The sequence below is a fragment of the Kyrpidia sp. genome, assembly GCF_023512215.1.
In the GTDB taxonomy this organism is placed as follows: Bacteria; Bacillota; Bacilli; order Kyrpidiales; family Kyrpidiaceae; genus Kyrpidia; species Kyrpidia spormannii.
On the sequence record NZ_JAILZZ010000009.1, the window covers coordinates 66,649 to 79,591 of the forward strand.

The following is a 12,943-nucleotide window of genomic DNA, read 5'->3' on the forward strand; positions in this document are numbered from 1 at the left end:
TCCCAGTGTAAACAGATGGGGTGCCATGAATCGGCACCCCTGTTTTTCTCTGGATTTCCTAACGCGCGTTGCCCGTTAGGAGGAAGGAGCGAGAAACGGAAGTCGTGGTGCCAAAGGCCTATTTTTCTCGTACGAGCAAGAAACATCCTTGCAATATTCTTAAGTTGCCTCTATACTGGACGATGACTGCGACAACAACTCTACAGTGAGGTGATCGCGTGCGACAGTGGGGACGGAAACGCCTTTACGCGTTGGCGGCGGCGGTCGCGGTGACGATGGCTGGGGGAGGGGCAGCGGCCGTGTCGTCGGCGAAGACGGTCATCCTCGATGTGGATGGGGCGAAACGCACCATACGCGTGTGGAATACCCCGTCGGTGGCCGAATTGTTGCGGCAGCAGGGGGTCGCTTTCTCCCTCCAGGATATCGTTGCCCCGGTGCCGGGAACGCGGATTGAGGGTTCCCTCCAAGTGGTCGTGATACACGGGAAACGGGTACGTCTTCAGGATGGTGCTGGGCAAGAACAAGAGAAAGTCACACACATGCCGACGGTGGGCATGGCTTTGAAAGAGTGGGGAATATCGCTGAAAGGAAACGATTCGGTGAGTCCATCCCTTACCGCGAGCATATCCCCCGGGGAATTGATCCGCATCACGCGCCGGGATCAGAAAGTGGTCGTCAACGAAGAAAAGATACCTTTTCAGACCGAACGTCAGTCCACTGACCAACTCGATCAAGGCACAGAAAAAGTACTGTCGCCCGGTGTGGAAGGGTTACAGCGCGTGACGACGACGATTTTTTACGAGAACGGTAAAGAGGTCGACCGCAAAGTGGAGCGCACGGTTGTCACTCCTCCCTCAGACCGGGTGGTGGCGGTGGGGACCCGTCCGAGGCCGGTGATGTTGGCGTCCCGAGGTATGGAGTCTTTCACTGGGGGGACGGCCCTCACGGTGGTGGCCACCGCGTACAGCGGGGGTGGGATCACGGCGACGGGCCATGTGCCCCAGCGGGGAACGGTGGCGGTTGATCCCTCGGTGATTTCTTTGGGGACTCCGTTGTTTATCCCCGGTTATGGTCAAGGGGTGGCGGATGATGTGGGAGGAGCCGTTCGTGGAAACCACGTGGATTTGTATTTTCCGACTGAGGCGGAAGCACAAGCCTTCGGCCGGCGCATTTTGACGGTGTATATCGGGCGGTGAAAGGAGGCGCTCCGGGGGGATCCCCGGCGGCGCCACGCCAGCTCAGTCATAGGCCGATGGAAAGGCTTTTTTTGTGTCTTCGGGCAGGATTTTCCCAACGGTGGCCGGGCCTTGGTCGAAGAGGCGGCATTTTGCGACGGGGAGCCCTCATGCCCGGCGGATCCAGTTCTAGTCCAGTCCTGGGGTGCGTAGGTTGTGATAATGGACAACCGCCCAAGGGAGGGAAAGAACGTGGACAAGGCCAGAATCACCGTTCGGTTGTCCGAGGACCGGCCCCGGCTGAGCCGCGCGGATGTCCCGGGAGAAACTGCCCCGTCCAGGCCCGCGGGTTCCGCTTCCGCGGACAGGCCGAGTCGTCCCGAGGTTTTGAAAACCGGGTCGTTTCATCACAATCTACAACCGAGAGCCGATCGCCCGGCCCTGCGTGCCTCCAAGGGCATTCCACCGCGCCGAGGGTGGCCGGCCGGGCTGCGGTATCTCGTCAAACATTGGTTATTGCCAGGGACCATCGCTCTGACCGTCGGAACTTTACTCGGCGGGATTTGTTTTTCTGTGTTCACCCGATCCGGGCCCCCATCTCCTGATTCGAATGCCACCTCAAACATTCACCTGTACACGATACAGGTGGGGGCCTTTTCTGACGGGGCGCGTGCCCAGGCTCTGGCTGCGTCCCTTGAGAAGCGAGGTATCACGGCAAAATTGTCCGGGGGTAGGCCGATTCTGGTCCTGGTTGGGGTGACGATAGACCCTGCCGTGCCAGGTCCCTTCGGAGATATGCTTCGAAACATGAATGTACCCATGGCTGTAAAGCTCTACCGGCCTCCCGCTCCTCCTGGACAGATACAAGGGGTTTCTGATTCTAAGGCTGTGGTACAGGCTTTGGAAAAATCGGTCGATCTCCTTGGGGCTGGGGTAGACGAGTGGTCGAAAGGGGGCGGTGATGCCCAAGGCCAGGCGAACCTGAATCGGGGATTACAGGAGGTGAGCCCGGTTCTCGACAGGGGGGCGCAGGAGCTGCGGGCGGCGGGACGAAAATCCCAAGCGGACCGGCTGGAAAAATGGAAAGAGGATCTGAGTGCCGTAGTCGGTGGAATTCGAAGCGGAGAGGCCCCAGGTCCGCTAATGGGCACTGTCCTGCAGGCGATGGACGACTACGAACAGCTGATTGCCGATTTGTCCGCTGGAAAAGCGCCAGGTCCGGCCGCTGGTGGGTGAGGCTGGCCAGCCACCTTCTTTCCCTTCTGATTCAAATATTGCGTCCATGCCCCGATGGATGGATTTGTTTCGTTTCTCGGCAGGATTCTGGACCCCATTTGTCGAATAGTGGGGATGATCGCTCGAATGCTGTCGTTTGCCGGGCGTTCACGGTACAGGAATGGGAGTTGGCTCAGTGGGAAAGTCGTCGAACATCGGACGCGCCGTTCTATATGGTGTCGTGGGTTTGATCATCGGCAACGTGGGTGGAGATCTTCTCGGCCAAGCTCACGTCCCCTTTGTGGCTCAGTCCACATCCATCAGGTGGCAACCCGGGGCCGATCTTCACGTGGTGAAATATCATTTGGATTTGCAGATCACAATAAACATGGTGGGGCTTGTCGGTGGGGTCGTCGGACTGTGGTTGGCACGAAAACGGTAGGTGAGCGATCCATGAAACGGGAACTGGTCCTGGCATCGGGTTCCCCGCGACGTGAGGCTCTCCTTAGGGGACTGGGCTTGCAGTTCGATGTCCTGAGGCCTCAAGTGGATGAAGTGTATGATGCACAGTGGCCGCCGGGGAAGATCGTACGGGAATTAGCGAGGATGAAGGCTCGCTGGGGAGCGGCCCGTCGACCCCGGGCCCTGGTGATCGGGGCAGACACCCTGGTGGTCGTCGATCGCCGGATCTTGGGAAAGCCTTCTTCCCCCGACGAGGCTGTCCACATGCTGATGGAGTTGCAAGGGCGGGCGCACACGGTGTATTCGGGAGTGGCCGTGATCGATGCTGTCACCGGCCGGGAAGAAACCGGGTTTCGCGCCACCGAAGTTCGGATGCGCCCGTTTTCGCAAGACCGCGCCAAGGCTTACGTGAAGACGGGGGAACCCATGGATAAAGCGGGAGCCTACGCGATTCAAGGGGTTGGTGCGCTTCTGATTGATTCTATATCAGGGGATTTCTGGACGGTGGTCGGCCTTCCCCTCGGACTGTTGGACGGGTTGCTTCAGACCTTTGATGTGGGGTTGTTCCCGGACTTTTGAAACAGCTTCGGCGATCTCTTACCTCGGGGAGGGATCGCAATGAAGGAAGAGAAGATCTTGGTCAAAGACGTGCCGCTTCAGGAGCGGCCCCGTGAACGACTGCTGACTTTTGGTCCGGAACAGTTGACGAATGCGGAGCTGCTTGCTATCCTTCTACGGACGGGGAGCCATGGGAGGTCGGCCTTGGAGCTGGCCCAGCGGCTCCTGACGCGGTTCGAGGGGCTGGCGGGACTGCTGGCTGCGGATAGTCGCGAATTGATGGAGGAGTCGGGCATGGGACCTGCCAAGGCGACCCAGGTCCTAGCGGCTCTGGAATTTGGTCGAAGGGTACAACGGGCGCATCCAGCGCCAAAGCCGATTCACTCCCCCAATGACGTGGCATCCCGGTTAATGGAACGATTGCAATTTCTTTCAAAAGAACATTTTGTGGTTCTTCACCTCGATACGAAACATCGGGTGCTCGGTGAAGAAGTGGTTTCCGTCGGAACGTTAAATGCGTCTCTCGTACATCCCCGGGAGGTTTTTCGCACCGCGATCAAACGCAATGCGGCGGCGGTGGTCTGTGCCCACAACCACCCCAGTGGCGATCCCACGCCTAGCCCGGAAGATATCGATGTGACGAAACGCATTGTTGAATCGGGTCGGATTCTCGGTATCGATTTGGTCGATCATGTGGTCATCGGCCGAGGGACGTATGTGAGCATGCGAGAACGCGGACTGATCTAGATAGGGCGGCGGCGACAGTCGGGCAAACCTCGCCTGATGCGGCGGGGTTTTCCGTTGTTCCCGGAGCGCCGATTTTCAAGACACAGGAAGGGGTTTGCTGCGGCATGTGGAATCGATTTGGCTGGGAGATGGGGATCGACCTAGGAACGGCGAACACCCTGGTGTATGTGAAGGGAAAAGGGATCATCGTTCGGGAACCTTCGGTCGTGGCCATTCAAACGGATACCGGTGAGATCAAGGCCGTCGGCGAGTCGGCCAAACAGATGATCGGGCGAACCCCCGGGAACATCGTGGCCGTTCGTCCCATGAAAGACGGAGTGATCGCCGATTTCGAGACCACCGCGACGATGCTCCGCTATTTCATTCGCCAAGCTCTCCGGCATAAGTCTTTGTGGTCTGGGAAGCCCCGGGTAGTGGTGTGTGTTCCTTCGGGAATCACGGCAGTGGAGAAACGCGCGGTGGAAGAAGCGACAGAACAAGCCGGCGCCCGGGATGCCCATACCATTGAGGAACCCATGGCTGCAGCGATTGGGGCAGGTCTTCCTGTGGATGAGCCCACCGGATCGATGGTTGTGGATATTGGCGGAGGCACCACAGAGGTTGCCATCATCTCCCTTGGGGGAATTGTGACGAGCCGGTCCATTCGCGTGGCCGGCGACGAGATGGACGAAGCGATCATCCAGTACATAAAGAAAGCGTACAATTTGATGATCGGCGAACGCACGGCGGAAGAGCTAAAGGTGAGCATCGGTTCGGCGATCCCCGGAGAAGAAGAAGTTTCTATGGAAGTGCGGGGGCGGGATCTTGTGACGGGTTTGCCGAAGACTTTGCGGATCAGTGCCGAAGAAGTTTGTGAGGCCTTAACCGAGACCGTCAACAGTATCGTCGATGCCGTGAAAGTCACATTGGAAAAATCCCCCCCGGAATTGGCTGCAGATATTATGGACCGGGGCATTGTTTTGACCGGCGGTGGGGCGCTGCTCCGGAATCTCGATAGGCTGTTGTCCAGGGAGACCGGGATGCCGGTTCTCGTGGCGGAGAATCCTCTGGATTGCGTGGCGATCGGGGCCGGTAAGTCTCTCGATATGATTCCGCTGTTGCGTTCTCGTTCGGTCCAGCGCCGCCGGCGGACTCGTTGAAGACGAGTCCGGGTTTCGGCGGGCGTGCGCACTGTCAAAACGGACTCGCCACTATAGATGAAGGGCGGGAGCAGGTTGTACCACAAAGTTGTTCGGCGGCGGATGGCCGCCGCGGGCGGGCTTTTAGTCGTGGCCGCGGGCTTATTTGTCGCCACCGCCGGGGAGAGGACGAGCGTCACGTGGCCCGAGCGGGTGATCGGCGATGCGGTGGCGGCCGTTCAGGGATGGTTGTACCGTCCGGCTGGGGCCATCGGTGAGTTTTTCGGCAATCTGCGGGACCTGCAAAACGTCTATGAAGAAAACGCCGTGTTGAAAGCGTCGTTGCACAACTATTTTGCCCTTCAGGCTCAGGTGAATGACCTGGAGACGGAAAATGAACGTTTGCGCAAGATCGCCGGTTTGATGCAGTCACCTCGGGGGAAGACACTCATTCCTGCCAATGTGGTGGACCGCCAGCCGGATCTGTGGCACGACATCCTGACGATTGACGTCGGGAGTGCCCAGGGAGTTCAAAAGGACATGGCCGTGGTGACCGCGGATAATGCATTGGTCGGCCGGGTGTGGGCGGTTCATGACCACAGTGCCGTGGTTCAGTTGTTGACCGATACCTCCCGGCAGCCGGTGGGGATCTCCGCCCTTATCCTGGGGGTGGGACCTACGCCGCCCCTGGGGATCATCAATAAAGTGAGTCCAGACCAACGGACTGTCCAGATGACGTCCATCGGAATGGATTATGATATTAAGCCCGGATTGACGGTGGAAACCTCGGGATACGGGGGGTTATTTCCCAAAGGCCTCATCGTGGGCACTGTGAGTTCAGTGATGCGGGGAGAGGATGGGATGACGAAAACGGCCATCGTGAGACCCCTCGCCAACCTCGACAATCTGCAGGAAGTGTTTGTGGTCCGCCGAAATGGAGGGTGAACGGTGAGAGTCGGGTGGCTGTTCGCCTTGCTGGTGGCAGTTTTTGTTTTCCGTTCCACCATTCTACAGGCCCTCGGACTCCAGGGGGCCTACTTGAATGTAGACATCGGCCTGCTCACCGTGGCGGCGGTCCTACGGGGACCGTGGGAGGCCGCGGGCCTCGCCGCATTGATCGGCTTTCTCGAAGATCTTACTTTTGGGCGTTGGCTTGGGCTTCACGCCATGTGGCTGGCTATGGTGATTTTTGCGACGGGGTGGGCAGTCAGGCCATTGTTTCGAAAAACCCTCTTTATCCACGTTCTGGCGGTGGTCCTGGCCACCGGCGTGTATGAGGGTGGGTTGTACCTGTTCGGGCGTCTGATCGGCGACTGGCCTCTCGAACCCGTGATCGTCGAAAAGAGACTGCTGTTGGCGATGTTCTGGAACGGGTTGATCGTCTTTTTGGGATTCCCCCTCTGGAGCCGGTTGCTGCGGCCCAGCAGGGAGGATTTTTTGCAATCGACGCCGAAGTAATGCACGGAATCATGCATGTCGCCGGTATGGGAGGCTGCCATGGCGCAACGTGAGCGGAGGGAAGAACCGAAGAGGCCGCCGGTGACCATCAAGGGTGTCCGCAACCGCCTTGTCTTCTATCTGGATGACGCCTGCGCCTTCGGGGATATTCTCGCGGACCTGGATGAAAAACTGAATGGAGCCCAAGCCCGCTTGCTGTCCGGTGCGCAGATGGATGTCTCCGTATATACCGGGAGTCGGGATCTGAGCGAGTGGGAGCGGGATGAAGTCCGTCGAGCCCTTTCGAGAACGGGAAGTTTACTGGTGCGGGAGTTTGTGTCCGACCGGGGGCGCCGCCGGGTGACCTACGAGCCACGCCTCGTGTACGGCCCGGTGAGGGCCGGCCAGGTGGTGGTGCACCCCGGGGATCTCGTGGTGATCGGGGATGTGAATCCAGGGGGGCTGGTGGCTGCGGAGGGTGACGTATACGTCCTCGGTGCTCTGCGCGGGATCGCCCACGCCGGATCATCGGGAGACCGGGAGGCGGTGATTGCCGCCGCGGATTTTCGGCCGACACAGATTCGGATTGCAGATATCATTTCAGAGCCCCCGGAGGAGCGGGTGCCCGGGGTGGCGTATTTTGAATATGCTTACATCGATGGGGACAGGGTGCAGGTGGATAAGTTATGGGCCTTGAACGGGCGCCGGCCGCGGCGGCGATCCGGCGAAGGCACCCTGGGCCGGGAGGAAGAGCGCTAGCCTTTTGAGATCTCGCCATAGGGAGGGGGTGCGCCATGGGGGATGCGGTGGTCGTGACATCGGGAAAGGGCGGCGTCGGTAAAACGACGTCGACCGCCAATATCGGGGTCGCACTGGCGCTCTTGGGAAAACGGGTGTGTTTGGTGGACGCCGATATTGGGCTGCGAAACCTCGATGTGGTCTTGGGGTTGGAAAACCGTATCTTGTTCGACGTGGTCGATGTGGCCCAAGGAGAGTGCCGACTGGAGCAGGCACTGATTCAGGACAAGCGGGTCGACCGTCTCGTCCTGCTTCCTGCTTCCCAGACCAAGGACAAGACCGCTCTGACTCCCGAGGCCATGCGCAAGATCGTTTGCGAATTAAAAGACCAGTTTGATTACGTACTGATCGACTGTCCGGCCGGGATTGAACAGGGTTTCCGGGTCGCGGTGGCCGGGGCGGACCGGGCGATCATCTTGGCCACCCCCGAGCATGCGGCCGTCCGGGATGCCGATCGGGTTATCGGCCTGCTTCAAGGGGAAGGCATTCAAGATAACAAATTGATCATCAACCGGGTCCGACCGGCGATGGTCCGGCAAGGAGACATGTTGGAGATCGAAGAGGTCGTCTCCATCCTCGCCATCGATTTGCTCGGGGTGGTTCCCGATGATGAAACGGTGATTCGCGGGGGGAATCAAGGAGAGCCGGCGGTTTTGGTGCAGGGGTCAAAAGCCGGCCAGGCGTACCGCAATATCGCCCGGCGGATACTCGGGGAGCCGGTTCCCCTTATGGCGTTGGAGGAAAACGGCAGGAGTTGGCTTGGACGGTTGAGGCGGATAATCGGTCTCCGGCGATGAAGCGAGCGGTGTACATTCCCCCCGGTTCGTTCCTGCGCTATAATGAGCGGGAAAGGAGGTCGGGGCGTGACGCCGGGCACTTGGCTCAAACGTTTTGACTGGATGATCGTCGCCGTACTCGTGGCCATCGCTTGCATCAGTGTCATCAATATCGCCAGTGCCACGCACACCCTCGATGCCCATCACCCCGCCTACTATTACGCCAGACAGATCATTTGGTTTGGCATCGGTTTTCTTTTTATGGGACTGGTTGTAGCCGTTGGCGACCAGCGCCTTGCTGAATGGTGGAAACCGATGTATTGGATCGGGATCGTGCTCCTTGTGGCAGTGTATTTGTTTGGCACGGAGATTAATGGGGCCAAAGCCTGGTTTGATCTTAAAGTGCTGAGCGTTCAGCCTTCGGAATACATGAAACTCGCCACCATTGTGGCGATCTCACAGTATTTTGCGAAGCTGGAAGAGTCCGGTCAGCGAAGATTCCGCGACCTGTTTGTACCGATGGGAATGATCGGTTTACCTTTTGTTCTCATCGTTATCGAACCGGATCTTGGAATGGGCTTGGTCATGCTTGCGATGGGTATCGGGATGTTTATGGTCTCGGGAACTCGTTGGCGCCATCTACTCGTTCTGTTTGGCGCGGGTGCCGCCGTGATCGCATCTTTGGTGGTTCTTTACCACGTCGATCCGCACGTGTTCTTTAAAATCATCAAACCCTACCAGCTCGACCGATTGGTGGCGTTCCGGGATCCGGTTAAATATCTCAAGCCTGACGAGACCGGCAATGCACCGGGTTATCACACCTATGAGTCGCTGATTGCCGTTGGTTCCGGCGGTCTGTGGGGCGAGGGCTTCGAGCAGGGTGCTCAGACTCAAGGGCGATTTGTCCCGGAGAATTACACCGATTTTATTTTTTCGGTGCTGAGCGAGGAATGGGGATTCGTGGGCAGCATGACCCTCATTCTTCTCTACCTAATTTTCTTCTATCGAATGATTCGCATTGCCCTGGGCACCCGGGATATGTACGGCACGAATGTCATAGCTGGAGTGTTTTCGATGTTTTTTGCCCAGGTTTTTGAAAATATCGGGATGAACATCGGCATCATGCCGATTACGGGGATTACTCTACCGTTCATGAGCTATGGAGGGAGTTCCATTGCGACATCGATGATGGCGGTGGGTCTCGTGTTGAGCGTCGGACTTCGCCGGAAAAAGACGATGTTTTGAGCTGCCGCCGCCTCCTGCCCATAGAGCGGAGCGGCGGCTTGTCATACCTGTCTCCGAAGCCTCATATGAGTGAGTGAGGACGAGGAGCGGGAGTGGATGCAAAATGGACTGGGATGCGGTGAAACGGCGCAGGATGGCGAGGGACGCCGAGGAAGGCGGTAGGGTTTCTCACCGTGCGCAGGACGAACTGAGGGAAGAGTGGCCGCGCCCGGAAGTCGATCGAATCTCCGAATCTCAAGGGGAAAGCGAATCCGGGTGGTCGGCCCGGACCGGGGAGTTTCAGACGAATTTTGATGACCGGCTGTGGGCGAATTGGGAGGATAGGTTCTGGTCAGGGCGGCGGGAGGCATGGTCCCGGAGCTCCAAGCGGCGTTCGAGATGGCGGGACGTGAGGCCAACAGATGGCCTTGGGCTCGGAGGGTTGGCGTGGCAGATCCTCGGTGCGGCGGTGCTGGTGGGAGGAGTGTACGTTGCTTTTCACCAACAGGGGGCGTTATCCGACCGAGTCAAAGCGGTGGCGGAAAAGGCATTGACCGAACAGACCAACTGGAGCAACGTATCAGGGTGGATGCAGGAAGTAGCGGCAGATGGTTTGGCCATTCCCGTGGCGGGCTCCCAAGGGGGCTCGGTGTGGTCCGCGCCTTTGTCTGGCACTGTGGTGAAAGACTACAGTTCGGACCACCCGTGGGTCGTGTTGGACGGGGTGCCGGGTGCCGCCGCAGCTGCCGCGGGAAAGGGAGTCGTTGAGCAGGTGGATCGCAAGGACCCCTTTGGGCTGTATGTGGTTGTGAACCACGGGAACCGGGGAAAGACGTTATATGGTTCCTTAGGGGATGTGGTGGTGAAAACGGGGGATTACGTTTACCCGGGTCAGGCGCTGGGTCACCTCAGCGCGCAGCGGCCAGCCCAGCTATTGTTCGGATATATCGTCAACGGTCGATACGCGGATCCCCATGCGGTGTTGGACGGAAAGGGGCGGTGAGGGATGGCCGCGGGGGCCGCAGGAAAGGGGATGCCCATTCGCGTGCATCCTCTCTTTTTGTTTTTGGTCGCCTTGGCCGTAGCGGCTGGCCTGGTGTGGGAGGTCATCGTCGTTTTCTGTGTTGTCGTGATCCACGAATTGGCACATATTGCCGTGGCCCGCGCCTTTGGGTACCGGATTCGGGAGCTCACCCTCCTCCCTTTCGGCGGTGTGGCGATCATTGAAGGGGAACCAGGAGCGTGGTCCCCGGGACGGGAGGTATGGATCGCCGCGGCGGGACCTCTGGCCAACGGGATTTTGACGGGGGTGGCGCTGGTCCTGTATTCGGCCCAGATCTGGTCCGAAGGCTTTGCGGCTTTTTTTGTGCGGGTGAACTTAACGATGATGTTGTTTAACTTACTTCCTGCGCTGCCCCTTGACGGTGGGCGGATCTGGCGGGCGGTAAGCAGCCGAACTTTCGGGTACGGTAGAGCAGGGGAATTGGCGGTCAACAGCGCTTTTTGGTGCTCGGGTGCCCTGGCGGCCCTGGGCGCCGGGACCGCCATTTGGGGGGCCCCCCATGTCGGGATGTGGGCCTTGGCCGGGTTTTTGGCAATCACTGCCCGGCAGATTCGCCGGGAGATCCCTTATGAAGCGGCGAGATGGCTGTATGGCTTAAAAAAGGCCCCGAAGTCCGAACCGCGGGCAGTGCGGCCTCTAGCAGTGCATCGCCACATCAGGGCGGGGGAGATCGCGCGATATTTCGCCCCAGAAGCTTTTCACTTGATTGCGGTGTTGGACGACGAAGGTAAGATTATCTTTATCATTGAAGAGCAGGAATTCCTGGAATTTCTTTTTGCCCCTGGGGGGTTCGGCAAGGCGATCGGCGAATGGCCCGGGGAACCGCCGAACCTTTCCTCGTAATCTCGGCGCTCCGGGTGCGCCGTACGCCACCGTATCCGGTTCCCACCTTCATTGCTCCGATCGGTCTTCGTATGAACAAGGTCTGGCAACAGCCGGGAACGGGGCCCCGGTGGCCGGTGAAATCGCCGGTTTGACATGATCTCCCGGCATCTGATACGATGGGGAGGTAGGTGTGCGCGGGTGTGCACCACAACCACTTGTCCCGGGTTTGGCAAACGCCGCGAGGGCGGCTGCCCGGTGCAGTGAGTCTGGGTGTAAGGGGGTGTAGGGTATGTACGCAGTCATGCAAACCGGGGGAAAACAGTATCGGGTTGAAGTCGGCGATGTCATTTATGTGGAAAAATTGCCGGTGGACGAAGGGGCGGAGGTGGAGATTCCCGAGGTCCTTTTGCTGGGCAAGGAAGACGGAGTGGTGATCGGCACTCCGTTGGTACCAGGTGCCAAGGTCAGGGCCAGTGTCCTGAAACAGGGCAAGGCGAAAAAGATCATCGTGTACAAGTACAAGCCGAAGAAAAACTATCGGCGCAAGTATGGACACCGCCAGCCGTGGACGAAATTGCGGATTGAGGCGATCGAGGGTTGATCCGGGTAAAGGTGGAACGGGACCGGCGAGGACGAATTCGGCGGCTCAAGGTCAGCGGCCACGCTGGTTGGTCGGAGGCCGGCCACGATATTGTTTGTGCAGCGGTGTCGGCCTTGACCCTCAACCTCGTCAACAGCTGCCAGAGCCTGTTAGGTGTCTCGCTGCCGGCCACGGCGAGAAACGGCTTTCTCGACCTGGACGTTCCCCCAGACTTGCCCGATGAGGTTTCGGATAAGGTACAGCTGCTCTTGGAAAGTTGCGTATTCGGTCTGTGGCAGACCGCCGTTCAATATCGCCATCACATCACCATGTCTGGAGAGGTGAAAGGGAGGTGGAACGCATGCTAAAGTGGGATTTGCAGTTGTTCGCGACGAAAAAGGGCGTCGGGAGCACCCGAAACGGTCGGGACAGTATTTCGAAGCGCTTGGGAGTCAAGCGTCATGACGGGCAGTTTGTCACAGCGGGAAGTATCCTCGTTCGCCAGCGGGGAACGAAGATCTATCCCGGAATGAACGTCGGACGGGGTGGAGACGACACCCTGTTTGCCAAAGTGGACGGGCTGGTCAAGTTCGAACGGGCTGGGCGGGATCGCAAGAAAGTGAGTGTGTACCCAAAAGAAGAAGCGGCTGGAGTTTGATCACGCTTTGTGAGTCCTCAGCGGCGGACGGCGCCGCTGACGGATTCCTCGCGCTTCCGACGGATGAGAGAAGACTTTCGAGGCCGCGGCAGATCAAAGATATCGAAGGCGCTCTTCAGAGCGCTTTTCTTTTTGACTTTTTGTCGGGCATTTGATATCTCAGGTGCCGGGTCGCAGTTCGGGACGACAGGAGATGGGGCTTTCGCGTCGAATCCACACAGAGATGCGAAAAGCCCAGTGGTGAAATGTCAAGGGGGTGGTCGAAGAAAATTGGGAATGGATATGGGAAATAGTTACAAATGCGAAG

The 12,943-nt window shown here is 58.7% G+C and carries 16 protein-coding genes; all 16 read left to right on the forward strand.

All coding sequences use genetic code 11. The features are described from left to right. Positions 1–218: 218 nt before the first annotated feature. The 16 genes from K6T64_RS05680 to rpmA all read left to right on the forward strand — a co-directional run bounded on the left by K6T64_RS05680 (position 219) and on the right by rpmA (position 12,636). Positions 219–1,196, forward strand: a complete 978-nt coding sequence (locus K6T64_RS05680) for a resuscitation-promoting factor (protein WP_288008953.1) — start codon at positions 219–221, stop codon at positions 1,194–1,196. A gap of 231 nt (positions 1,197–1,427) precedes the next feature. Further along, the gene (locus K6T64_RS05685; protein WP_288008954.1) at positions 1,428–2,411 is read left to right on the forward strand and encodes an SPOR domain-containing protein; all 984 of its coding nucleotides are present in this window, start codon (positions 1,428–1,430) and stop codon (positions 2,409–2,411) included. Between the two features lie 175 nt (positions 2,412–2,586). Beyond that, positions 2,587–2,832, forward strand: a complete 246-nt coding sequence (locus tag K6T64_RS05690; protein WP_100667172.1) for a DUF4321 domain-containing protein — start codon at positions 2,587–2,589, stop codon at positions 2,830–2,832. Between the two features lie 11 nt (positions 2,833–2,843). Then, positions 2,844–3,431 carry a Maf family protein gene (locus K6T64_RS05695; protein ID WP_100667173.1) on the forward strand — a complete coding sequence of 196 codons (588 nt, stop codon included), beginning with the start codon at positions 2,844–2,846 and terminating at the stop codon, positions 3,429–3,431. A gap of 39 nt (positions 3,432–3,470) precedes the next feature. After that, complete coding sequence (gene radC / locus K6T64_RS05700) at positions 3,471–4,157, forward strand: RadC family protein (protein ID WP_100667174.1); 687 nt, start codon at positions 3,471–3,473, stop codon at positions 4,155–4,157. Positions 4,158–4,261: 104 nt separating this feature from the next. Next, positions 4,262–5,296 (forward strand): rod shape-determining protein, encoded by a 1,035-nt coding sequence (locus tag K6T64_RS05705; protein WP_100667175.1) that lies wholly within the window; start codon positions 4,262–4,264, stop codon positions 5,294–5,296. A gap of 75 nt (positions 5,297–5,371) precedes the next feature. Further along, on the forward strand, positions 5,372–6,220 hold the full coding sequence (gene mreC, locus K6T64_RS05710) for a rod shape-determining protein MreC (RefSeq protein WP_157935380.1): 849 nt from the start codon (positions 5,372–5,374) through the stop codon (positions 6,218–6,220). A 3-nt stretch (positions 6,221–6,223) separates the two neighbouring features. Beyond that, complete coding sequence (locus tag K6T64_RS05715) at positions 6,224–6,733, forward strand: hypothetical protein (RefSeq protein ID WP_170085214.1); 510 nt, start codon at positions 6,224–6,226, stop codon at positions 6,731–6,733. Positions 6,734–6,772: 39 nt separating this feature from the next. Further along, on the forward strand, positions 6,773–7,471 hold the full coding sequence (gene minC, locus K6T64_RS05720) for a septum site-determining protein MinC (RefSeq protein WP_288008959.1): 699 nt from the start codon (positions 6,773–6,775) through the stop codon (positions 7,469–7,471). Between the two features lie 35 nt (positions 7,472–7,506). After that, positions 7,507–8,307 (forward strand): septum site-determining protein MinD, encoded by an 801-nt coding sequence (gene minD / locus K6T64_RS05725; RefSeq protein ID WP_288008962.1) that lies wholly within the window; start codon positions 7,507–7,509, stop codon positions 8,305–8,307. A 66-nt stretch (positions 8,308–8,373) separates the two neighbouring features. Next, a complete protein-coding gene (gene rodA, locus K6T64_RS05730) occupies positions 8,374–9,531 on the forward strand; it encodes a rod shape-determining protein RodA (protein ID WP_157935382.1) in 1,158 nt (385 codons plus the stop codon). 103 nt (positions 9,532–9,634) lie between these two features. Then, on the forward strand, positions 9,635–10,513 hold the full coding sequence (locus K6T64_RS05735; RefSeq protein WP_288008963.1) for a M23 family metallopeptidase: 879 nt from the start codon (positions 9,635–9,637) through the stop codon (positions 10,511–10,513). A 3-nt stretch (positions 10,514–10,516) separates the two neighbouring features. After that, positions 10,517–11,416, forward strand: a complete 900-nt coding sequence (locus K6T64_RS05740) for a M50 family metallopeptidase (protein ID WP_288008964.1) — start codon at positions 10,517–10,519, stop codon at positions 11,414–11,416. Positions 11,417–11,687: 271 nt separating this feature from the next. Further along, complete coding sequence (rplU, locus tag K6T64_RS05745) at positions 11,688–11,999, forward strand: 50S ribosomal protein L21 (protein WP_288008966.1); 312 nt, start codon at positions 11,688–11,690, stop codon at positions 11,997–11,999. Continuing rightward, a complete protein-coding gene (locus K6T64_RS05750) occupies positions 11,996–12,346 on the forward strand; it encodes a ribosomal-processing cysteine protease Prp (protein ID WP_100667184.1) in 351 nt (116 codons plus the stop codon). Before rplU ends, K6T64_RS05750 begins: the two co-directional genes overlap by 4 nt. Then, positions 12,340–12,636: a 50S ribosomal protein L27 gene (gene rpmA / locus K6T64_RS05755; protein ID WP_100667185.1), complete on the forward strand. Its 297-nt coding sequence runs from the start codon at positions 12,340–12,342 to the stop codon at positions 12,634–12,636. The genes K6T64_RS05750 and rpmA overlap by 7 nt, the downstream gene beginning before the upstream one ends. The last annotated feature ends 307 nt before the right edge of the window (positions 12,637–12,943 follow it).